This window comes from Streptomyces sp. TRM68367, assembly GCF_014495685.1.
In the GTDB taxonomy this organism is placed as follows: Bacteria; Actinomycetota; Actinomycetes; order Streptomycetales; family Streptomycetaceae; genus Streptomyces.
On the sequence record NZ_JACTVI010000066.1, the window covers coordinates 1 to 19282 of the forward strand.

Sequence of the window (19282 nt, forward strand, 5' to 3'; positions counted from 1 at the left end):
TCACTCGCCGACTACCTCGCTAAACTCGCCCTCCGACCGCAAAACAAGCCAGTTACTTAAGATCGTAATTTTCGGCGCAGGATACTAGGATGCCTGAGTCCATGAAGCTAAGCAGCGGCCAGCTTGGATGGTGTCCCGCCACTACGCCCTCGGACCGGTCGCGTACTCATCGGTACCAGTCCCGCCACGTCCTCTCGCACGAGTCGCACTGAAAGCGGCGTACCCGCACCAGCAGGGTCGTGGGGCGGTGCACCGAGGTAAGATCACTCCGTTGATCTGGGGTTTTTGCGCTGGTTGGCATTGAAGCGCGCTTTCTTCTGACGATTCCCGCACGTGTTCATGTCACACCATTTGCGAGTGCGACTTTGGCTGGTGTCGAAGAAGGCGGCTTGGCAGGTTGGTGATGCACACAAGGCCAATTTTCCGTCTCGTTCGCCTGCGATGATGCTGATCGCGTCCGCGGCGATCACGCTGAGGGCATCTTCCACGCAGGAAGCCGAGCTGAGCCGCCAGCGCCGCTTGCCCTCGGGCGTCAGGATCGCTGCGGCCCGACCCTGAGCGCTGCAGTCATTGATGACTTGGACAGCAGATGCAGGGAGAGCTTCCTGGATCGCGGCCGCTGTCGCGACGGCGTGAATCGACTCCCTCAGTTCCCGAGCGAGGTCGAGCTGGGCAGTGGTGCAGGAGTCCACGGCGAGGCCGTTCACTGCCAGCCAGTCGACGAGTCGGTGCGGCGTGGGAATGCGCTCCACAGTGTTGCCATGACGCTCCGACAGGGTCCCCGTGAAGCTGGTCGCCAGCACGTTGCCAAGGCGGAAGTCAGGGAACGCAGCACGCATGGAACCACCTTAGCCGGTTGCAGCGTCGCTCGGAGAACTGCTAGAACCGTCTTAGCCGGTTCGCGATAGGTCGTAGCCGGTTCCACGATGGCCAGGAGGTCTCATGCCCCGTCCAACCAGCGACGTGCAAGCCTTTGAAGCCCAGGCGACTGACGCTGACCTCGGCGATCTGCGCGCGCGACTGGCCGCGGCGCGGCTACCGGAGGCTGAGACGGTCTATCGCGCCGCGCCCGACCCTCGCCGATGGGAACAGGGCGTTCCTCTCGCCGACCTCGTCGATGTCGTGAACTACTGGCGCACCGGGTACAACTGGCGGTCGTTCGAAGAGCGCCTCAACCGGATCGGCCAGTTCCGCACGACCATTGATGATCTGGGAATCCACTTCCTGCACCGCCGATCCGCGCGCGCAGATGCCACTCCTCTGATCTTGACGCACGGCTGGCCAGACAGCATTGCTCGGTTCATCGATGTAGTAGACGAGCTGGCAGATCCGAAAGATGCAGACGCGCCGGCGTTCCACGTCGTGGTCCCGTCGCTACCAGGCTTTGGTTACAGCGACAAGCCGGCCACCACCGGGTGGGGAACCGAAAAGATCGCGGCCGCATGGGTGGAACTGATGGGAAGGCTCGGCTACAGCAAGTTCGCAGCCCACGGCGGCGACTGGGGAGGGAACATCACCACGGTTCTCGGCGGCAGGTTCCCGGCGCACGTTCTCGGCATCCACACAACGTTCGCGGAGGGACCGCCCGGGTTGACAACGGACGGGCTGACGGCGGTCGAGCGCAAGTGGACCGAGGAAACCCGCGATTTCTGGCGCCACCGCGCGGCGTACGCGAAGCAGCAGGCGACCCGACCGCAGACCATCGGCTACTCGCTCGTCGACTCACCGGTCGGGCTTCTTGCCTGGATCCTTGACAAGTTCGCCGAGTGGTCAGATACCGAAGACAGCCCGTTCGAGACGATTTCCAGAGACCGCGTTCTTGACGACGTCACCCTGTATTGGCTGACGCGGACCGGCGCATCGGCGGCCCGCATCTACTACGAAAGCCACAACTCGCTGGACCCCGAACTTCGGGTCGACGTCCCGTCAGCACTCACTATGTATCCCCGCGACGTCGAGAAGTGTCCGCGCCCCTGGGCACAGGAGCGGTACCGGCACATCGTCCGATGGAGGTCCCCCGAAACCGGGGGACATTTCCCGTCGCTGGAGGTTCCCGAGTATTTCGTCAAAGATCTGCAAGAAGGCCTCGCCGCAGTGCTGGCCGCTAATCGGTGAACGCGGCTCGGCGACCCGGCACTCGATCACCGCCTGACCCGGCTCAAGGCGTTGCCCAACGGCTTCCAGACCGAGTTCATCGAGACGGCAGAACGTGGTCGGACAGGGCGCGGCGAAGATGGCGTGGAGCATGTCGAGGTCTTTCGGATGGGCGAACCCGACGAACGTCGAGGAAGTTTTTATGTCCTCCCAGTGGTTGCCGACCCATTGGCCCCACGCTGGAGCTCGGTTGCCGAAGATGCCGTCTTTCTTGCGACGTTCGGCTTCTGCGGCCTTGGCTCGGGCGATGGCCTGGGCCTTGGCTCGTGCTTCGGCCTGCGCTATGGCTCCGGCGACGGCACCGTCACCGACGCCTCCGGTACGGCCAGCAGCGTCCCCTGGAGCGGAGTCACTCACCGGGGTGACTGGACCGGAGACGGCTACGAGGACCTCATCGCCCCGCGCGACGACACCACGGCGTACACCGACCGGCTGTGGTCCACCCCAACAATGGTTACGGCTTGGCCTGCGGTGACTGCCGCTCGTCGCGGCCTCCCCTGCATCGCTGCACGCGGGGGAGCCCCCTTACTGCCCACGTGTCCTGACGAGCTTGAGTTCCTTCCCTCTCAACGCTCGCATGGTGGACTCCGCGCCCCCGCGCCGGGACCGCCCGGTAGGCTGATCGCGGGCCGTGACTGGCGTGCTGGGATGGGAGCGACCATCGGGGAGCGGCCCCTGGACCCTCTGTCCAGCGACGCCGGGCCTCGCGTCCGGCACCGAGTGCCGTGCGCCTGGGCCGTACCGTGAACGCTGAACGCAACGTCCGGAGGTCCGTTTCCATGTCAGCCGAGCCCCTGTCCACCGCTTCCACCGCCTACCGTGCCGCCCTCGACGTGATCCGCGCCGTCGAGCCGCGCGTGGCCGACGCCATCGGCCAGGAGGTCGCCGACCAGCGCGAGATGCTCAAGCTGATCGCCTCCGAGAACTACGCCTCCCCGGCCACGCTCCTGGCCATGGGCAACTGGTTCAGCGACAAGTACGCCGAGGGCACCATCGGCCGCCGCTTCTACGCCGGCTGCCGCAACGTCGACACCGTCGAGTCGCTGGCCGCGGAGCACGCCAAGGAGCTCTTCGGCGCCCGCCACGCCTACGTCCAGCCGCACTCCGGCATCGACGCCAACCTCGTCGCCTTCTGGTCCGTCCTCGCCCAGCGCGTCGAGGCCCCCGCCCTGGAGAAGGCCGGTGTCCGCCAGGTCAACGACCTCTCCGAGGCCGACTGGGCCGAGCTGCGCCGCGCCTTCGGCAACCAGCGGATGCTCGGCATGTCCCTGGACGCCGGCGGCCACCTCACCCACGGCTTCCGCCCGAACATCTCCGGCAAGATGTTCGACCAGCGCTCCTACGGCACCGACCCGGCCACGGGCCTGATCGACTACGAGGCCCTGCGCGCCTCCGCCCGCGAGTTCAAGCCGCTGATCATCGTCGCCGGCTACTCGGCGTACCCCCGTCTGGTGAACTTCCGGATCATGCGCGAGATTGCCGACGAGGTCGGGGCGACCTTGATGGTGGACATGGCGCACTTCGCCGGCCTGGTGGCCGGCAAGGTCCTCACCGGCGACTTCGACCCGGTCCCGCACGCCCAGATCGTCACGACCACCACCCACAAGTCGCTGCGCGGCCCGCGCGGCGGCATGGTCCTGTGCGACGACTCCCTCAAGGACCAGGTCGACCGCGGCTGCCCGATGGTCCTCGGCGGTCCCCTCCCGCACGTCATGGCCGCCAAGGCCGTCGCCCTGGCCGAGGCCCGGCAGCCCGCCTTCCAGGACTACGCCCAGCGCATCGTCGACAACTCCCGTGCCCTCGCCGAGGGCCTGACGCGCCGCGGCGCCACCCTGGTCACCGGCGGCACCGACAACCACCTCAACCTGATCGACGTCGCCACCTCCTACGGCCTCACCGGCCGCCAGGCCGAGGCCGCCCTGCTGGACTCCGGCATCGTCACCAACCGCAACGCCATCCCGGCCGACCCCAACGGCGCCTGGTACACCTCCGGCATCCGCATCGGCACCCCCGCCCTGACCACCCGGGGCCTGGGCACCGCCGAGATGGACGAGATCGCCGCCCTCATCGACCGCGTCCTGACCACCGCCGAGCCCGGCACCACCAGCAAGGGCACCAAGTCCAAGGCCCAGCACGTCCTGGATGCGAAGATCGCCGACGAGATCGCCCACCGCGCCACCGACCTCCTCCAGGGCTTCCCGCTCTACCCGGAGATCGACCTGGGCTGACGCTCCCCTCGCCGAGCGGGCCTACGGCCCGATCAGTTCCTGCCGTGGCGGCCCGGTTCCTCGTCGGGCCGCCACGCGCAGGAGGCCCTGGCTCCGAGAGCAGCCGAACCCCTGTTACACCGCCGGAGACGGATCGGTTCCCACCTGTTTCCGACTCGTTCCGGAGCGGTCCGGGGGACCTGAGAGAATGGGCAGCATGGCCTCTGACCGCCCACCCGTCGCCCACCACCGCCCTCAGGGGAATGGCTCCGCCATGCAGCGTCGTCCGCGCGTGCTCTCCGGCATCCAGCCCACCGCCGGCTCGTTCCACCTCGGCAACTACCTCGGCGCCGTCCGCCAGTGGGTGGCCCTGCAGGAGACCCACGACGCGTTCTACATGGTCGTCGACCTGCACGCGATCACGCTGCCGCAGGACCCGACGGACCTGCGCGCCAACACCCGCCTGGCCGCCGCCCAGCTGCTGGCCGCCGGCCTCGACCCGGAGCGCTGCACGCTCTTCGTCCAGAGCCACGTCCCCGAGCACGCCCAGCTCGCCTGGGTCATGAACTGCCTCACCGGCTTCGGCGAGGCCTCCCGCATGACCCAGTTCAAGGACAAGTCCGCCAAGCAGGGTGCGGACCGGGCCTCCGTCGGCCTGTTCACGTACCCGATCCTCCAGGTCGCGGACATCCTGCTCTACCAGGCCAACGAGGTCCCGGTGGGCGAGGACCAGCGCCAGCACATCGAGCTGACCCGCGACCTCGCCGAGCGCTTCAACGGCCGCTTCGGCCAGACCTTCACCGTCCCGAAGCCGTACATCCTCAGGGAGACGGCGAAGATCTACGACCTCCAGGACCCGTCGATCAAGATGAGCAAGTCGGCGTCCACGCCGAAGGGCCTCATCAACCTCCTCGACGATCCCAAGGCCACCGCGAAGAAGGTCAAGAGCGCGGTCACCGACACCGAGACCGTCATCCGCTACGACGTCGAGAACAAGCCCGGCGTCAGCAACCTGCTCACCATCTACTCCACCCTCACCGGGGCAGGTGTCGCCGAGCTGGAGCAGAAGTACGACGGCAAGGGCTACGGTGCGCTCAAGACGGACCTCGCCGAGGTCATGGTCGAGTTCGTGACGCCCTTCCGGGAGCGCACCCAGCAGTACCTGGACGACCCGGAGACGCTGGACTCGATCCTGGCCAAGGGCGCGGAGAAGGCGCGTGCCGTCGCCGCGGAGACCCTCTCCCAGGCGTACGAGAGGGTGGGCTTCCTGCCCGCCAAGCACTGACCCCGGGCCACGGCGACGGGCCGTACCACCACACAGCGCTGCACATCACTCCGGTTGCGCCTGCCCGCAGCAGGGCCGTGGCCGTACAGTCGATAACCGGGTGGCCGCAACCGCGGCCACTCCTGATCACCAACCGGACGAGCTTCACCAACTGAAACGACAGGAGACGACGTGGGGACCGTAACGATCGGTGTCTCGATCGCGGTCCCGGAGCCTCACGGCAGCGAGCTCCAGCAGCTGCGCGCGGGCTTCGGCGACGCCGCGGCACACGGCATCCCCACCCACGTCACCCTGCTGCCACCGACCGAGCTCGACGACGCGGCGCTGGCGGCCGTCGAGGCGCACCTGACCGAGGTGGCCGCGGCCGGCCGGCCGTTCCCGATGCGGCTGCGCGGCAGCGGCACCTTCCGGCCGCTGTCGCCGGTGGTTTTCGTGCAGGTCGTCGAGGGCGCCGAGGCCTGCACCTGGCTGCAGAAGGAGGTCCGCGACGCCTCCGGGCCCGTCGCACGCGAACTGCAGTTCCCCTACCACCCGCACGTCACCGTGGCGCACGGCATCGACGAGGCGGCGATGGACCGCGCGTACGAGGAGCTCGCCGACTACGAGGCGGACTGGTCCTGCACCGGCTTCGCCCTCTACGAGCAGGGTGCTGACGGAGTGTGGCGCAAGCTGCGGGAGTTCCCGTTCGGCAGCGCGGTGGTGCCGCCGCAGGCGGGGCATGCGGAGCGCGGGTCGCTGCCGGCGCGGTGAGCGCACGCCCCGGTGATCACAGGGGCAGCCGCCGGAACACCCCTCGCGGCAGGTGCCGCAGCGCCGACATCACCATGCGCAGCGCGCCGGGCACCCACACGGTCTCCGAGCGGCGGCGCAGGCCCAGTTCGACGGCCGTGGCGACCGCTTCCGGGGTCGTGGCGAAGGGGGATCCGTCCAGGCCGGCGGTCATCTTGGAGCGGACGAAGCCGGGGCGTACGACCATGACGTGGACGCCGGTGCCGTGCAGTGCGTCGCCCAGGCCCTGGGCGAAGGCGTCCAGGCCGGCCTTGCTGGAGCCGTAGATGAAGTCGGCGCGGCGGGCCCGCTCGCCGGCGACGGAGGACAGCACGACCAGGGAGCCGTGGCCCTGGGACTGGAGCGCGCGGGCGCAGACCAGGCCCGCCGAAACCGCGCCGGTGTAGTTGGTCTGCGCGACCCGTACGGCGGCCTGCGGCTCCCGCTCGTCGTGGGCCTGGTCGCCGAGGATGCCGAAGGCGAGCAGCACCATGTCGATGTCGCCCTCCGCGAAGACCTTGCCGAGCACCGCCTCGTGGGACGCGGCGTCGAGGGCGTCGAAGGCGACGGTGTGCACCTCGGCGCCCAGTCCGCGCAGGTGCCCGGCCGCCTCGTCCAGGGCGGGGGAGGGGCGGCCCGCGAGCCAGACGGTGCGGGTGCGGCGCGCGATCAGGCGGCGCGTGGTGGCCAGCGCGATCTCGGACGTACCGCCGAGGACGAGCAGGGACTGGGGGAGGCCGAAGGCGTCCTTCACGACAGCTCCTTGAGGGTGGGGCGACAAGGTCTGGAGTCCGAGGTCACCGTCAGAGTCCGAGGCGCCGGGACAGGTCGGACGTGAACACCCCGCGTGGGTCCAGTTCCGCGCGCAGCGCGCGGAAGTCGTCCAGCCGGGGGTACATCGCGGCGAGCAGGTCCGGGCGCAGGCGGGAGTCCTTGGCGAGGGACACGCGGCCGCCGGCCGTGGCGACCTCCTCGTCCAGTTCGTCGAGGAAGGCGCCGAGACCGGGCAGGTTCGCCGGGACGTCCAGAGCCAGGCTCCAGCCGGGCACGGGGAAGGACAGCCAGCCCGGGTCGGCCTCCCCGAGCCGTTTGAGGACGGCCAGGAACGACGGGCAGCGGCGTTCGGAGACGCGCCGCACGATCCGGCGCAGGGCGTCCTCCCGGCCGTGTCCGACGACGAACTGGTACTGCACGAAGCCGCCGCGGCCGTAGACGCGGTTCCAGTGGGGCACGCCGTCCAGGGGGTGGAAGAACCTGGCCAGCTTCTGGAGTTCGCCGGTACGCGCGCGTGGTGCCTTGCGGTACCAGAGCTCGTTGAACAGGCCCACGGTCGTGCGGGTCAGCAGGCCCTCCGGTACGAACGCGGGGGCGGCCGGGAGGCGGGAGGTACGGAAGGCCAGCGGGTCCCTACGCGCGCGCGTGCCGTCGGGCAGGCCCTGAAGGGGTGCGTGGTCGCCGCGGGTCAGGACCGCGCGGCCGGTCGCCGCGCCGCGCGCGAGCAGGTCGATCCAGGCGACCGAGTAGCGGTAGCGGTGGTCGGTGGCCGCGAGGCGGGCCAGCAGGTCGTCGAGGTCCGTGGTGCGTTCGGTGTCGACCGACATCAGGGACGTCTCGACCGGCAGCAGCCGGATCGTGGCGGTGAGGATCACGCCGGTCAGGCCCAGGCCGCCGGTGGTCGCGTCGAACAGGGGCGTGCCGGGGCGTACGGTGCGGATCTCGCCGTCGGCGGTGAGCAGTTCGAACGACAGCACGTGCCGGGAGAACGAGCCGGACACATGGTGGTTCTTGCCGTGGATGTCCGCGCCGATCGCCCCGCCGACGGTCACCTGGTTCGTGCCGGGCGTCACCGGCAGGAACCAGCCGAGCGGCAGCAGCACCTCCGTCAGCCGGTGCAGCGAGATCCCCGCGTCGCACAGCACCGTGCCGCCGTCGGCGTCGATGGCGTGCACCCGGTCCAGGCCGGTCATGTCGAACACGGCACCGCCTGCGTTCTGCGCCGCGTCCCCGTACGCCCGTCCCAGGCCTCTGGGGATGCCGCCGCGCGCCCCGCACTCCCGGACGGCGGCCAGTGCCTCCTCGTACGTGCGCGGGCGGATCAGCCGGGCGGCGGTGGGGGCGGTGCGGCCCCAGCCGGTGACGGAAACGGTGTCGGCAGACATGGCGGTGACCGTATCGCCGTTATGTGGGCGATTCATTATGAAACATTCGATTACTCACCGAAACGGGTGATTAGTGGGATGTCGCTCTATAGTGCCGGGTGTCGACGGTGGCCACACTCTGCTCTTCCGGGGCACTCGGACATGGGTCTTCCATAGCGAGGGCAGGGACGGATCATGGACTGGCTGAAAAAGCTCCCTGTCGTAGGGCCGGCGCTCGCGCGGCTGATGGCCACGCACGCGTGGCGGTCGTACGAGCGGCTGGACCGCGTGAAGTGGACGCGGCTGGCCGCCGCGATGACCTTCACCAGCTTTGTCGCGCTGTTCCCGCTGCTGACCATGGCCACCGCGATCGCCGCCGCGACGCTCAGCACCGAGCGGCAGAACGAGCTGCAGGACAAGATCGCCGAGCAGGTGCCCGGCATCTCCGACCAGCTGAACATCGACGGCCTGGTGCAGAACGCCGGCACTGTCGGCCTCATCGCGGGCGCTGTCCTGCTGGTCACCGGCATCGGCTGGGCCGGCGCCACGCGCGAGTGCCTGCGCGCGGTGTGGGAGCTGCCGGACGACGAGGGCAACCCCGTCCTGCGCAAGGTCAAGGACGCGGGCATCCTCGTCGGCCTCGGCGGCGCCGTCCTGGTCACGATCGCCGCCTCCGCCGTCGCCTCCGCGATGGTCGGCTGGATCACCCGGCAGCTCGGCATCAGCGAGGGCGGCTGGGGCGGCGCCCTGCTGTACGTCGCCGCGTTCACCATCGCTGCCCTCGCGGACTTCCTGCTCCTGCTGTACGTCCTGACCCTGCTGCCCGGCGTCGAGCCGCCGCGCCGGCGCCTGGTCGTCGCGGCGCTGACCGGCGCGGTCGGCTTCGAACTGCTCAAACTGCTGCTCAGCGGCTATATACAGGGTGTGGCCGCGAAGAGCATGTACGGCGCGTTCGGTGTCCCCGTCGCCCTGCTGCTGTGGATCAACTTCACCGCGAAGCTGGTCCTGTTCTGCGCCGCGTGGACGGCGACGGGGAGCAAGGCGGCCGAGCTCACGGACGAGTCCGGCGGCGCACCAGATCGGGCAGCGGCCAGCGACGGTTGACCAGGAACGCACCGGCCCCGAGCAGCACCAGCACCCCGCCGGTGATGCCGAGCGCGACCCCGATGCCGCTGGCGCCGTCCCCGGCCGCCGAGCTGGCCACCGGCTTCGACCCGGTCTCCGCACCGCCGCTGCCCCCGGCGCCCCCGGCCTCGCCCGAGGCGTTCGAACCCGGCTGGGAGCCCGCCTCCTCGGCGCCCTTCGGCGGCACCAGGTCGCCCACCGGCTGCGCCTTCCCGGCCGCCTTGAATCCCCAGTCGAACAGCCGCGCGGTCTCCTTGTAGACCTCGTTGTGCTCCTTCTTCTCCGGGTGCATGACCGTGACGAGCAGCACCCTGCCGTTCCGCTCGGCCACGCCGGTGAAGGTCGCGCCCGCGTTGGTGGTGTTGCCGTTCTTGACGCCCGCGATGCCCTGGTAGACCGGCAGGTCGGAGTCGCCGGACAGCAGCCGGTTGGTGTTCTGGATCTCGAAGGACTTACGGACCGTCTTGCCCTTCTTGTCCTTCTTCGTCCCGCCCGGGAACTTGGCCGTGACCGTCGAGCAGTACTCGCGGAAGTCCTTCTTCTGCAGCCCGGACCGGGCGATCAGCGTCAGGTCGTACGCGGACGACACCTGCCCCGCGGCGTCGTAGCCGTCGGGGCTGACCGCGTGCGTGTCGAGGGCCTGGAGTTCCTCGGCGTGCTCGTTCATCTCCTTGACGGTGGCCTCGGCGCCGCCGTTCATCGCGGACAGCACGCGCACGGCGTCGTTGCCGGAGCGCAGGAAGACCCCGAGCCACAGGTCGTGCACGGTGTACGTCTCGTCCTCCTTTATCCCGACCAGGCTGGAGCCGGAACCGAGGCCGGCCAGGTCGGAGGGGACCACCTTGTGCTTGAGGGTCCTGGGGAACTTCGGCAGCACCGTGTCCGCGAACAGCATCTTCAGCGTGCTCGCCGGGGCCAGCCGCCAGTGCGCGTTGTGCGCGGCGATCACCTCGCCGGACTCGGCGTCGGCGACGACCCACGAGCGGGCGGTGACGTCCTTGGGCAGCACCGGCACGCCGCCGGCGAGATTGACCTGCGTGCCCGGCAGTCCGAGCCGGGCGCCGCCCACGGTCGACATCTTCGCCGGGGGCGTGGCCGGCGGACTGGCCGGCGGGCTCGGCTTGGCGGCGGCGACGGGCGCGGTCAGCGCGAGGGACGAGACGACGGCGGATGCGACCAGCAGGGATCGCCTGGAGAGCTTCTGAGGTGCGGGCACGATCGAGAACGTACATGCCGTTCGGTCGGAATGCTCGCCTCCGCCCCCACCCCGGACACGGAACCAGAGAGGTGGCGGTGATACTGAACCTATGAAACTCAGCCGCCCCCTCTCCTGGTTCCTGCTCGCCTTCGGGGTGTGGAGCTGGGTCATCTGGATCACTTTCGTCAAGAACCTCGTCAAGGACAGCAGCGGGCTCGCGTTCGACGACGGACACCCCACCGCGTACTTCTGGGTGCACCTGCTGCTCGCCGTCGTTTCCTTCGTATTGGGGACGGTCATCGGGGCCATCGGGTTGCGCGGACTGCGCGCACTGCGCCGGACGTCATAACACCAACCAGGGGGACCCTCATCGTGGCCATCGTCTTCGTGCTCGTCGCCCTGCTCGCCGTGGGCGTGCTGGTGGTGAGCAACTGGTACGTCTGGCGCCGGCTGTTCCGGGACACGACCCGGGGCCCGGGCCTCGCGCGGCGCGCGGGGGCGGTGCTCATCGCCGGCGGCTGGGCGCTCGCGGTCGGCGCGCTGGTCGCCGAACGGACCGGTGCGCCCTTCTGGCTCCAGCAGGTGCTGGCCTGGCCGGGCTTCATGTGGCTGGCCGTGTCGATCTACCTGCTCATGGCCGTGGCGGCGGGCGAGGTCGTACGACCGCTGCTGCTGCGGTTCCTGCGGCGGCGCGGGTCCGCCGAGGAGCCCGTGGCGGAGCCGGCGCCGATACCGGCGGCGGCCGGGGCGGCGAAGGGAGCGGGGACGGAGCCGGCGATGCCCGGAACGCCCCAGGAGCCGTCCGCCGCGGAGGAGCCGCAGCGGCCGCTCCAGGAACCCTCCCGCCGCCTGTTCGTCTCCCGCGTCGTCGCGGGTGCCGCCGCCGCGGCAGCCGTCGGGACCGTCGGCTACGGCACGTACGGCGTGCTGCGCGGCCCGCAGGTGAAGGGGGTCACCGTGCCGCTGGCCAAGCTCCCGCGCGCGGCGCACGGCTACCGCATCGCGGTGGTCAGCGACATCCACCTCGGGCCGGTCCTCGGCCGGGGCTTCACGCAGAAGGTCGTCGACACGATCAACTCGACGCAGCCCGACCTCATCGCCGTCGTCGGCGACCTGGTGGACGGCAGCGTGCAGGACCTGCGCCCGGCGGTGGCGCCCCTGGCCCAGCTGAAGGCCCGGCAGGGCTCCTTCTTCGTCACCGGCAACCACGAGTACTTCTCCGGCGCCGAGCAGTGGGTCGAGGAGGTGCGCCGCCTGGGGCTGCGCCCGCTGGAGAACGCCCGCACGGAACTGGCGCACTTCGACCTGGCCGGCGTGAACGACGTGTCCGGCGAGGACCAGGGCGAGGGCCCCGACTATGCCAGGGCACTCGGGGACCGGGACCCGGCACGCGCGTGCGTGCTCCTCGCCCACCAGCCGGTCCAGATTCACGAGGCGGTCGACTACGACGTCGACCTCCAGCTCTCCGGCCACACCCACGGTGGCCAGATGTTCCCGTTCAACTTCATCGCGGGGGCGGCCAACCCGACCCTCGCGGGCCTGGAGCGCTACGGCGACACCCAGCTGTACGTCAGCCGCGGCGCCGGCGCCTGGGGGCCGCCCACGCGGGTGGGCGCACCGTCGGACATCACGGTGATCGAACTGGCGTCACGGCAGGCGTGAGCGGATCGCGACACCGTACGGCCCTCGTACGCCCCGCCTGACCGTGGCGGACGGGCCGCTGGTGTACGACGTCGAGCTGGCGGAGAGCAGCGAGGTGGGACGCGGTCAACTGACCGGACTGTCCCAGGACTTCCTGCCGGGATCCGGCAACACGTTCGTCATCCCCGGCAGGAAGTCCGTGAACAGCTCGTGCACCTCCCGTACGAGGGGCCGCAGCACCCGGAACCGGGCCAGCGCGACCCCGCGCGCGGTGAGTCGGGCGCCCCGCTCGGCCAGCCGGTAACTGCGCTCGCGGCCCTCCGTGCGGTCGAAGATCCAGTACAGGACGAGCCCCATCTGGGCCAGCCACATCAACTCGGGCAGGATGTCCCGCAGTTCCTCCGGCACCTTGGTCTTCACGCCGGCCAGCACCTGCCGCTGGATGCCGATGGCCTCCACGCGCGCGTGTTCCGACTCGGGCGAGAAGGGGCTGAGCGGGCTGTCCGGGTCGGCGGCGTTCTTGAAGAACTGCACCGCGAACTCGTGGTACGGCGCGGCGATGTCCAGCCACGTCGTGAGCACCCCCGCGAGCCGCGCCTCCAGGTCGGTCTCGCGGGCCAGGACCTCGCGGACCGCCACCTGGTGCTCGGCGGCGATCCGGTCGTAGAAGCCCTGGATCAGGTGCTCCTTGCCGTCGAAGTAGTAGTACGCGTTGCCGACGGAGACCCCGGCCTCCTTGGCGATGGCCCGCATCGTGGTCTTGTCGTAGCCGCGTTCCTGGAACAGCCGCATGGCGGTCTCCAGGATCAGTGCGCGGGTCTGCTCGGACTTGCTGGGAGGGGCGCCGTCGCCGGGGCCGTCGTTCTTCGCGGGCACGGAAAGAGAGCCTAACGAGTGGCGCAGGCGCCGCCGTCACAGCCCGGCGGGCTGTAGGTCCAGCCGAGGCTGGGGCCGTAGGACCACCCGTCGGAGCTCCGGTAGACCCGCCCGCTCCACCCCGGCGACCCGGCCTGCTGCGCCCCGCGCCACTTGGCGGCGGCCAGCACCGCGCCCTTGGCGAGCTTCGCGCCGGCCGGGGTGCTCAGGCGATGGGCGAGCGGCCGGTGTTCACGCAGGGCCCACAGGGTGACGACCCAGGCGGCGGAGCCCCGGTAGACCTGCCCGGCGTCCCCGACGACCGTGATCTCGTCGAGTGTGGCGCTGTGGTCCAGGGCTCGGAAGCGGCGCCGGGCCTCCTCTGAGGCGGCCGGGACCAGGTCCAGCGGCACCAGCTGGCGTTGGCGCAGCAGCCAGTCGCGCAGGAAGGTGCACAGCGAGCACTCGGCGTCGTACAGGACGGTGAGCCCGCGGACCGGGACGCGCTCGGCGTCCCGGTCCGCACGCGTGCGCGTGCCCGTCACGTCGCTCACGCCCCGGCCGACGGGGCGACCCAGTCCTGCGGCGCGACCGGCGGCAGCTGCTCCCGCTCCATCGCCCCGCGCCGCCGGATCCGGCTGAGCACGTACACGTTGCCCAGGTGCATCACGCCGAGCACCAGCAGCACGACGCCGAGCTTGGTCGACAGGGCCTCGAAGACCCCGCGCGTGTCGGCGATCGTGTCGTCGCCGCTCAGGTACAGCGCGACGAAGCCGAGGTTGACGAGGTAGAAGCCGACCACCAGGAGGTGGTTCACGGCGTCCGCGAGCTTCTCGTTGCCGTGCAGCACGTCGGCGAGGAAGATCCGGCCGTTCTGGCTGAGCGTGCGGGCCACCCAGACGGTCAGGGCGATGCTGACGACCAGATAGATGACGTAGGCGATGACCGTGCGGTCCATGCCCCACCCCTTCTTTGAACGCGTTCAAAACGCTGACAGGGAAGACTCTAGACCTGTTTTTGAACGCGTTCAAGCAGGGGGTGTGGGGCGTGCGTCACGTACGCCGGCCGAGCTCCGGCCGTTTGGAGTAGTCCGTGAGGCCGAGGACGTTGCCCCACGGGTCGGTCAGCTCGACGGTCCAGCCGGTGGCCACGGGGAAGGGCTCGTCGAGCGGCTCGATGCCCGCCCGGCGCAGCGCACCGGCCGCGGCCCGCGCGTCCGGCACCTCCAGCCAGACGCGCGGGGAGGGCCACGGCGGGGGACGGTGGCCCAGTTCCTCCTCCTGGCGCAGGAGGAGGCCGGGAGTCTCGCCGCCGACCTCCAGCAGCGCGATCCCGGCCTCGTCGAGCCGGAAGGCCAGCGGGAATCCGGCCCTGTCGTAGAAGCGCACGGCCTCGTCGAGGTCGCCGACGGGCAGCAGTACGTTGTCGAACCCGAGCAGTTCGTAGGACTCGTCATCTGACATACCGTCAGAGTAGGTCGATCGTCGGCCGCAGCCGGTGATTGTCAGCTCCCGCAGCCGAGCACTTGGGCCCCGCCCCGGCGCGAGACCGGGAAACGGGGCCCTCAGTGACGTACCGACGCGACCGTCAGTAGCGGCGCGTGATCAGCGCGCGCTTCACCTCGGCGATGGCCTTCGTGACCTCGATACCGCGCGGGCAGGCGTCCGTGCAGTTGAAGGTCGTACGGCAGCGCCAGACGCCGTCGCGGTCGTTGAGGATCTCCAGGCGCTGCTCGCCCGCCTCGTCACGCGAGTCGAAGATGAAGCGGTGCGCGTTCACGATGGCCGCCGGGCCGAAGTACTGGCCGTCGTTCCAGAACACCGGGCACGAGGACGTGCACGCGGCGCACAGGATGCACTTCGTCGTGTCGTCGAAGCGCTCGCGGTCCTCGGCCGACTGCAGCCGCTCGCGCGTGGGCTCGTTCGTGTCCTTCGTGATCAGGAAGGGCATGACGTCCCGGTACGCCTGGAAGAACGGCTCCATGTCCACGACGAGGTCCTTCAGGACCGTCATGCCCTTGATGGGCTCGACCGTGATCGGCTTCTCGGGGCTGATGTCCTTGATCAGCGTCTTGCACGCCAGGCGGTTCTTGCCGTTGATCCGCATGGCGTCGGAGCCGCAGATGCCGTGGGCGCAGGAGCGGCGGAAGGTCAGCGTGCCGTCCAGATCCCACTTGATCTTGTGCAGGGCGTCGAGGACGCGCTCCTTGGGGTCGATCTCCAGCTGGAAGTCTTCCCAGGTCGCCTCCGCCGAGACCTCCGGGTTGAAGCGGCGGACGCGGAACGTGGCCGTGATGTACGGGGAGTCGGCGAAGCCGGGCTCCGGCTTCGCGTCCGCCTTGTCCAGGGTCGGGGTAGCCATCAGTACTTTCGCTCCATCGGCTGGTAGCGGGTCTGGACGACCGGCTTGTAGTCGAGACGGACGGACTCGGTGCCGTCGGCGCCGACCTCGCGGTACGCCATGGTGTGGCGCATGAAGTTGACGTCGTCGCGGTTCGGGTAGTCCTCGCGGTAGTGACCGCCGCGGGACTCCTTGCGGGCCAGCGCGGAGACGGCCATGACCTCGGCCAGGTCGAGCAGGTTGCCCAGCTCGATGGCCTCCAGCAGGTCGGTGTTGAACCGCTTGCCCTTGTCCTGGATCGCGACGTTCTTGAAGCGCTCGCGCAGCTCGCTGATCTTCTCGACGGCCGTCTTGATCGTCTGCTCGGTGCGGAACACCATGACGTTCGCGTCCATGGTCTCCTGCAGCTCGCGCCGCAGGGTCGAGACCCGCTCGGTACCGGTGGAGTCGCGCAGCCGCTCCACCTCGTCGATCACGAACTGCGCCGGGTTCTCCGGCAGCTCGACGAAGTCCGCCGACTGCGCGTACCCGGCCGCCGCGATGCCGGCCCGCTTGCCGAACACGTTGATGTCCAGCAGGGAGTTCGTGCCGAGACGGTTCGCACCGTGCACCGACACGCACGCGACCTCGCCGGCCGCGTACAGGCCCGGGACGACCGTGGTGTTGTCGGCGAGGACCTCGCCCTCGACGTTCGTCGGGATGCCGCCCATCGCGTAGTGCGCGGTCGGCTGGATCGGGATCGGGTCCGTGTACGGCTCGATGCCGAGGTACGTACGCGCGAACTCGGTGATGTCCGGGAGCTTGGCGTCCAGCTGCTCCGGCGGCAGGTGGGTCAGGTCCAGGTAGACGTGGTCGCCCTCGGGACCGCAGCCGCGGCCCTCGCGGATCTCCGTGTAGATGGACCGGGAGACGACGTCACGCGATGCCAGGTCCTTCATGACCGGCGCGTACTTCTCCATGAAGCGCTCGCCGTCCTTGTTGCGGAGGATGCCGCCCTCACCGCGGGCGCCCTCCGTCAGCAGGATGCCCATGCGCCAGATGCCGGTCGGGTGGAACTGGAAGAACTCCATGTCCTCCAGCGGCAGACCCCGGCGGAATACGGCGGCCTGGCCGTCGCCCGTCAGCGTGTGCGCGTTCGACGTCACCTTGAAGAACTTGCCGCAGCCGCCGGAGGCGTATATCACGGACTTCGCCTGGAAGACGTGGATCTCACCGGTCGCCAGCTCGAACGCCACGACACCGGCCGACTTCTTGACGCCGTCGACCTCGGTGATCAGCTGGTCCAGGACGTAGAACTCGTTGAAGAACTCCACGCCGTGCTTGACGCAGTTCTGGTACAGCGTCTGCAGGATCATGTGGCCGGTGCGGTCGGCCGCGTAGCAGGACCGGCGGACCGGGGCCTCGCCGTGGTTGCGGCTGTGGCCGCCGAAGCGGCGCTGGTCGATCGTGCCGTTCGGGGTGCGGTTGAACGGCAGGCCCATCTTCTCCAGGTCGAGGACCGAGTCGATGGCCTCCTTCGCCAGGATCTCGGCGGCGTCCTGGTCGACCAGGTAGTCACCGCCCTTGACCGTGTCGAAGGTGTGCCACTCCCAGTTGTCCTCCTCCACGTTGGCCAGCGCGGCGGCCATGCCACCCTGCGCGGCGCCCGTGTGGGAGCGGGTGGGGTAGAGCTTGGTGAGCACGGCGGTGCGGCTGCGCTTCGTGGACTCGATGGCCGCGCGCATGCCCGCGCCACCGGCGCCGACGATGACGGTGTCGTACTTGTGGATCTTCATGATTCTCGCAGCCCCGTGCCTAGCGGATGTTCGGGTCGAAGGTGAAGATCACCAGCGTGCCCAGCAGGATGGTGAACACCGTGGCGGTGTAGAGCAGGCCCTTGAGCCACAGCCGGGTGTTCGCGCGCTCCGCGTAGTCGTTGATGACCGTGCGCAGGCCGTTGGCGCCGTGCAGCATGGCGAGCCACAGCATGAGCAGGTCCCAGACCTGCCAGAACGGCGAGGCCCAGCGGCCCGCCACGAACGCGAAGCCGATCTTGGAGACGCCGCCGTCGAGGACGAGCTGGATCAGCAGGTGGCCGATCACCAGCACGACCAGCACGATGCCGGACAGGCGCATGAACAGCCACGCGGCCATCTCGAAGTTGCCCCGGGTGGTCTTCGGGGTCTTCTTGGTGCGCTGGCGCGGGGGCTCGATGAAGGGCGCCGGGTTGTCGACGGAGTAGCCGGTCTCGCCCTCGACGGGGCCGATACCGGCAGCGGTCTTTTCAGTCGTGGACATGTGCGTCAGCTCCCGAACAGTTCACGAGCGGCGTGGCCGAGGACGGGGTAGACCGCCCCGAGCATCAGCACGGCCCACAGGGCGACGACGGTCCACAGCATCTGCTTCTGGTACCGGGCGCCCTTGATCCAGAAGTCGACGGCGATGACACGCAGACCGTTGAGCGCGTGGAAGAGGATGGCGGCGACGAGGCCGTACTCCAGCAGCGCGACGATCGGCGTCTTGTACGTGGCCACGACGTTGTCGTAGGCCTCGGGGGAGACCCGCACGAGGGCGGTGTCCAGTACGTGAACGAACAGGAAGAAGAAGATGAGGACGCCGGTGACTCGGTGAGCCACCCAGGACCACATTCCTTCCCGGCCGCGGTACAGCGTTCCAGCCGGCACGGAAGTTTCCTCCGGGAGCGGGGATTGGGGCCGCGCCGGCTTGTCGTGTCGGTCGGGCCCGGCCGGGTACGGTCCACCGGCCCCCAGCATCGTAGCGAGACGCGTGCGGTGGCCTTCGGCCGGGTCCGGGGGTGTGATCAAACTGGCATGTTGAAAGGCACGGGTGGGCTATTGCGGCTGGTGGGGTGGGGGGTTTGTGCTGTTTGCCGGGTTCGGGTGGTCAGTGGCTTGTCGCGCCCACGCGGCGGAGCCGCGAATTGTTACAGCCCCGCGCCCCTGAGGTGGGCCACCAACCGTCCCCTTGCAAGGCGGCGGAGTTGTTCGGCCGCGACGAGGCGTTCCTCTTCCGGATCGTTTGTCAATCGTGACCGGATGGCTTCCAGGGCGTGGTCCAGGGCCTCTTCCGGAGGGACGTCGTCCAGGCAGATGACGAAGAGGTGGCCGAAGCGGGACTCGTAGGCCGCGTGGGCCGCGCTTAACGCTGTGTGGGCGGCGCCGTATGTGTCCGGGGGCAGGGAGGGCAGCGTTTCGCTCGCCAAGGCCTCGGTCAGGTCCCCCGGTGTCAGGTCGTACGCCGCCTCGTCGGCTGCCGCGAGGAGGGCTGCCAGGTCTGGGTACGGGCGGTGGGCGGCCACTCGTTCGGCCCAGCGGTGGCTGTGGAGGCAGGAGAGGAGCGTGAGTTCTGTCTCATCGGCGGAGGCCGTGTTGAAGTGCTCCACCGGTATGGCGTGGTGGCCGGAGAGATCGGGGAGGGGATGCGCAGGCAGCGTGGGTCCTCGTGGGCGTCACGTGTGTGTCGGCAGGGGATGCTGTGAGAGGCGTCGTCACGTTATCGAGTGAAGCCCGGATGCGTCCGGCGGATGCCCGAATTTCACACGGACGAGAGAGTTTCGGAGTGTGCGATGGAC

20 protein-coding genes are annotated in these 19282 nt (G+C 69.6%); 7 read left to right on the top strand and 13 right to left on the bottom strand.

Features of this window, described 5'->3' with window-relative positions; all coding sequences use genetic code 11:
- Nucleotides 1-263: 263 nt before the first annotated feature.
- Nucleotides 264-839, bottom strand: coding sequence for an ABATE domain-containing protein (locus H8R17_RS31245; RefSeq protein WP_187826577.1), 576 nt, complete (start codon nucleotides 837-839; stop codon nucleotides 264-266).
- A 103-nt stretch (nucleotides 840-942) separates the two neighbouring features.
- Here H8R17_RS31245 and H8R17_RS31250 point away from each other — a divergent pair, with 103 nt between their 5' ends.
- The 4 genes from H8R17_RS31250 to H8R17_RS31265 all read left to right on the top strand — a co-directional run bounded on the left by H8R17_RS31250 (nucleotide 943) and on the right by H8R17_RS31265 (nucleotide 6396).
- Nucleotides 943-2115: an epoxide hydrolase family protein gene (locus H8R17_RS31250; protein ID WP_187826578.1), complete on the top strand. Its 1173-nt coding sequence runs from the start codon at nucleotides 943-945 to the stop codon at nucleotides 2113-2115.
- A gap of 818 nt (nucleotides 2116-2933) precedes the next feature.
- A complete protein-coding gene (locus H8R17_RS31255; protein ID WP_187826579.1) occupies nucleotides 2934-4382 on the top strand; it encodes a glycine hydroxymethyltransferase in 1449 nt (482 codons plus the stop codon).
- 253 nt (nucleotides 4383-4635) lie between these two features.
- Nucleotides 4636-5646, top strand: a complete 1011-nt coding sequence (trpS, locus tag H8R17_RS31260; protein ID WP_187826580.1) for a tryptophan--tRNA ligase — start codon at nucleotides 4636-4638, stop codon at nucleotides 5644-5646.
- A gap of 171 nt (nucleotides 5647-5817) precedes the next feature.
- Nucleotides 5818-6396: a 2'-5' RNA ligase family protein gene (locus H8R17_RS31265; protein ID WP_187826581.1), complete on the top strand. Its 579-nt coding sequence runs from the start codon at nucleotides 5818-5820 to the stop codon at nucleotides 6394-6396.
- A 16-nt stretch (nucleotides 6397-6412) separates the two neighbouring features.
- Here H8R17_RS31265 and H8R17_RS31270 read toward each other — a convergent pair whose 3' ends face one another.
- Nucleotides 6413-7168 (bottom strand): decaprenylphospho-beta-D-erythro-pentofuranosid-2-ulose 2-reductase, encoded by a 756-nt coding sequence (locus H8R17_RS31270; protein ID WP_187826582.1) that lies wholly within the window; start codon nucleotides 7166-7168, stop codon nucleotides 6413-6415.
- A gap of 49 nt (nucleotides 7169-7217) precedes the next feature.
- Nucleotides 7218-8573 carry an FAD-binding oxidoreductase gene (locus H8R17_RS31275; protein ID WP_187826583.1) on the bottom strand — a complete coding sequence of 452 codons (1356 nt, stop codon included), beginning with the start codon at nucleotides 8571-8573 and terminating at the stop codon, nucleotides 7218-7220.
- A gap of 174 nt (nucleotides 8574-8747) precedes the next feature.
- Between H8R17_RS31275 and H8R17_RS31280 the strand changes: the two genes are divergently transcribed.
- Nucleotides 8748-9656, top strand: coding sequence for a YihY/virulence factor BrkB family protein (locus tag H8R17_RS31280; RefSeq protein ID WP_187826584.1), 909 nt, complete (start codon nucleotides 8748-8750; stop codon nucleotides 9654-9656).
- Here H8R17_RS31280 and H8R17_RS31285 read toward each other — a convergent pair.
- Nucleotides 9604-10893, bottom strand: coding sequence for a D-alanyl-D-alanine carboxypeptidase (locus H8R17_RS31285; protein WP_316959577.1), 1290 nt, complete (start codon nucleotides 10891-10893; stop codon nucleotides 9604-9606). The two genes, H8R17_RS31280 and H8R17_RS31285, sit on opposite strands and share 53 nt — an antisense overlap.
- Nucleotides 10894-10984: 91 nt before the next feature.
- On the opposite strand from H8R17_RS31285, the gene H8R17_RS31290 reads away from it, so the two are divergent.
- Both H8R17_RS31290 and H8R17_RS31295 read left to right on the top strand, forming a co-directional pair.
- Nucleotides 10985-11224, top strand: coding sequence for an SCO4848 family membrane protein (locus H8R17_RS31290; protein WP_187826586.1), 240 nt, complete (start codon nucleotides 10985-10987; stop codon nucleotides 11222-11224).
- Nucleotides 11225-11247: 23 nt separating this feature from the next.
- Nucleotides 11248-12537, top strand: coding sequence for a metallophosphoesterase (locus H8R17_RS31295; protein WP_187826587.1), 1290 nt, complete (start codon nucleotides 11248-11250; stop codon nucleotides 12535-12537).
- Nucleotides 12538-12642: 105 nt separating this feature from the next.
- Here H8R17_RS31295 and H8R17_RS31300 read toward each other — a convergent pair whose 3' ends face one another.
- From H8R17_RS31300 to H8R17_RS31340, 9 genes are all read right to left on the bottom strand, one after another.
- Nucleotides 12643-13392, bottom strand: coding sequence for a TetR family transcriptional regulator (locus H8R17_RS31300; RefSeq protein WP_187826588.1), 750 nt, complete (start codon nucleotides 13390-13392; stop codon nucleotides 12643-12645).
- A gap of 11 nt (nucleotides 13393-13403) precedes the next feature.
- The gene (locus H8R17_RS31305) at nucleotides 13404-13916 is read right to left on the bottom strand and encodes a DCC1-like thiol-disulfide oxidoreductase family protein (RefSeq protein ID WP_187826614.1); all 513 of its coding nucleotides are present in this window, start codon (nucleotides 13914-13916) and stop codon (nucleotides 13404-13406) included.
- Nucleotides 13917-13921: 5 nt separating this feature from the next.
- A complete protein-coding gene (locus H8R17_RS31310) occupies nucleotides 13922-14329 on the bottom strand; it encodes a hypothetical protein (protein WP_187826589.1) in 408 nt (135 codons plus the stop codon).
- 94 nt (nucleotides 14330-14423) lie between these two features.
- On the bottom strand, nucleotides 14424-14834 hold the full coding sequence (locus tag H8R17_RS31315; protein ID WP_187826590.1) for a VOC family protein: 411 nt from the start codon (nucleotides 14832-14834) through the stop codon (nucleotides 14424-14426).
- A 124-nt stretch (nucleotides 14835-14958) separates the two neighbouring features.
- On the bottom strand, nucleotides 14959-15732 hold the full coding sequence (locus H8R17_RS31320; RefSeq protein WP_187826591.1) for a succinate dehydrogenase iron-sulfur subunit: 774 nt from the start codon (nucleotides 15730-15732) through the stop codon (nucleotides 14959-14961).
- Entirely contained in the window at nucleotides 15732-17486 is a 1755-nt protein-coding gene (sdhA, locus tag H8R17_RS31325) for a succinate dehydrogenase flavoprotein subunit (RefSeq protein WP_187826592.1), read from the bottom strand. The genes H8R17_RS31320 and sdhA overlap by 1 nt, the downstream gene beginning before the upstream one ends.
- Nucleotides 17487-17505: 19 nt before the next feature.
- Nucleotides 17506-17988: a succinate dehydrogenase hydrophobic membrane anchor subunit gene (locus tag H8R17_RS31330; RefSeq protein WP_187826593.1), complete on the bottom strand. Its 483-nt coding sequence runs from the start codon at nucleotides 17986-17988 to the stop codon at nucleotides 17506-17508.
- Between the two features lie 5 nt (nucleotides 17989-17993).
- Nucleotides 17994-18374, bottom strand: coding sequence for a succinate dehydrogenase, cytochrome b556 subunit (gene sdhC / locus H8R17_RS31335; RefSeq protein ID WP_187826594.1), 381 nt, complete (start codon nucleotides 18372-18374; stop codon nucleotides 17994-17996).
- A gap of 260 nt (nucleotides 18375-18634) precedes the next feature.
- Nucleotides 18635-19093: a 2-oxo-4-hydroxy-4-carboxy-5-ureidoimidazoline decarboxylase gene (locus tag H8R17_RS31340; protein WP_187826595.1), complete on the bottom strand. Its 459-nt coding sequence runs from the start codon at nucleotides 19091-19093 to the stop codon at nucleotides 18635-18637.
- Nucleotides 19094-19282: the final 189 nt, after the last annotated feature.

Excerpts from the sequence above, each read along its gene's own strand:
- H8R17_RS31245 (WP_187826577.1), bottom strand. The coding sequence starts at position 839 with ATGCGTGCTGCGTTCCCTGACTTCCGCCTTGGCAACGTGCTGGCGACC.
- H8R17_RS31250 (WP_187826578.1), top strand. The coding sequence starts at position 943 with ATGCCCCGTCCAACCAGCGACGTGCAAGCCTTTGAAGCCCAGGCGACT.
- H8R17_RS31255 (WP_187826579.1), top strand. The coding sequence starts at position 2,934 with ATGTCAGCCGAGCCCCTGTCCACCGCTTCCACCGCCTACCGTGCCGCC.
- trpS (WP_187826580.1), top strand. The coding sequence starts at position 4,636 with ATGCAGCGTCGTCCGCGCGTGCTCTCCGGCATCCAGCCCACCGCCGGC.
- H8R17_RS31275 (WP_187826583.1), bottom strand. The coding sequence starts at position 8,573 with ATGTCTGCCGACACCGTTTCCGTCACCGGCTGGGGCCGCACCGCCCCC.
- H8R17_RS31280 (WP_187826584.1), top strand. The coding sequence starts at position 8,748 with ATGGACTGGCTGAAAAAGCTCCCTGTCGTAGGGCCGGCGCTCGCGCGG.
- H8R17_RS31290 (WP_187826586.1), top strand. The coding sequence starts at position 10,985 with ATGAAACTCAGCCGCCCCCTCTCCTGGTTCCTGCTCGCCTTCGGGGTG.
- H8R17_RS31310 (WP_187826589.1), bottom strand. The coding sequence starts at position 14,329 with ATGGACCGCACGGTCATCGCCTACGTCATCTATCTGGTCGTCAGCATC.
- H8R17_RS31315 (WP_187826590.1), bottom strand. The coding sequence starts at position 14,834 with ATGTCAGATGACGAGTCCTACGAACTGCTCGGGTTCGACAACGTACTG.
- H8R17_RS31320 (WP_187826591.1), bottom strand. The coding sequence starts at position 15,732 with ATGGCTACCCCGACCCTGGACAAGGCGGACGCGAAGCCGGAGCCCGGC.
- sdhA (WP_187826592.1), bottom strand. The coding sequence starts at position 17,486 with ATGAAGATCCACAAGTACGACACCGTCATCGTCGGCGCCGGTGGCGCG.
- H8R17_RS31330 (WP_187826593.1), bottom strand. The coding sequence starts at position 17,988 with ATGTCCACGACTGAAAAGACCGCTGCCGGTATCGGCCCCGTCGAGGGC.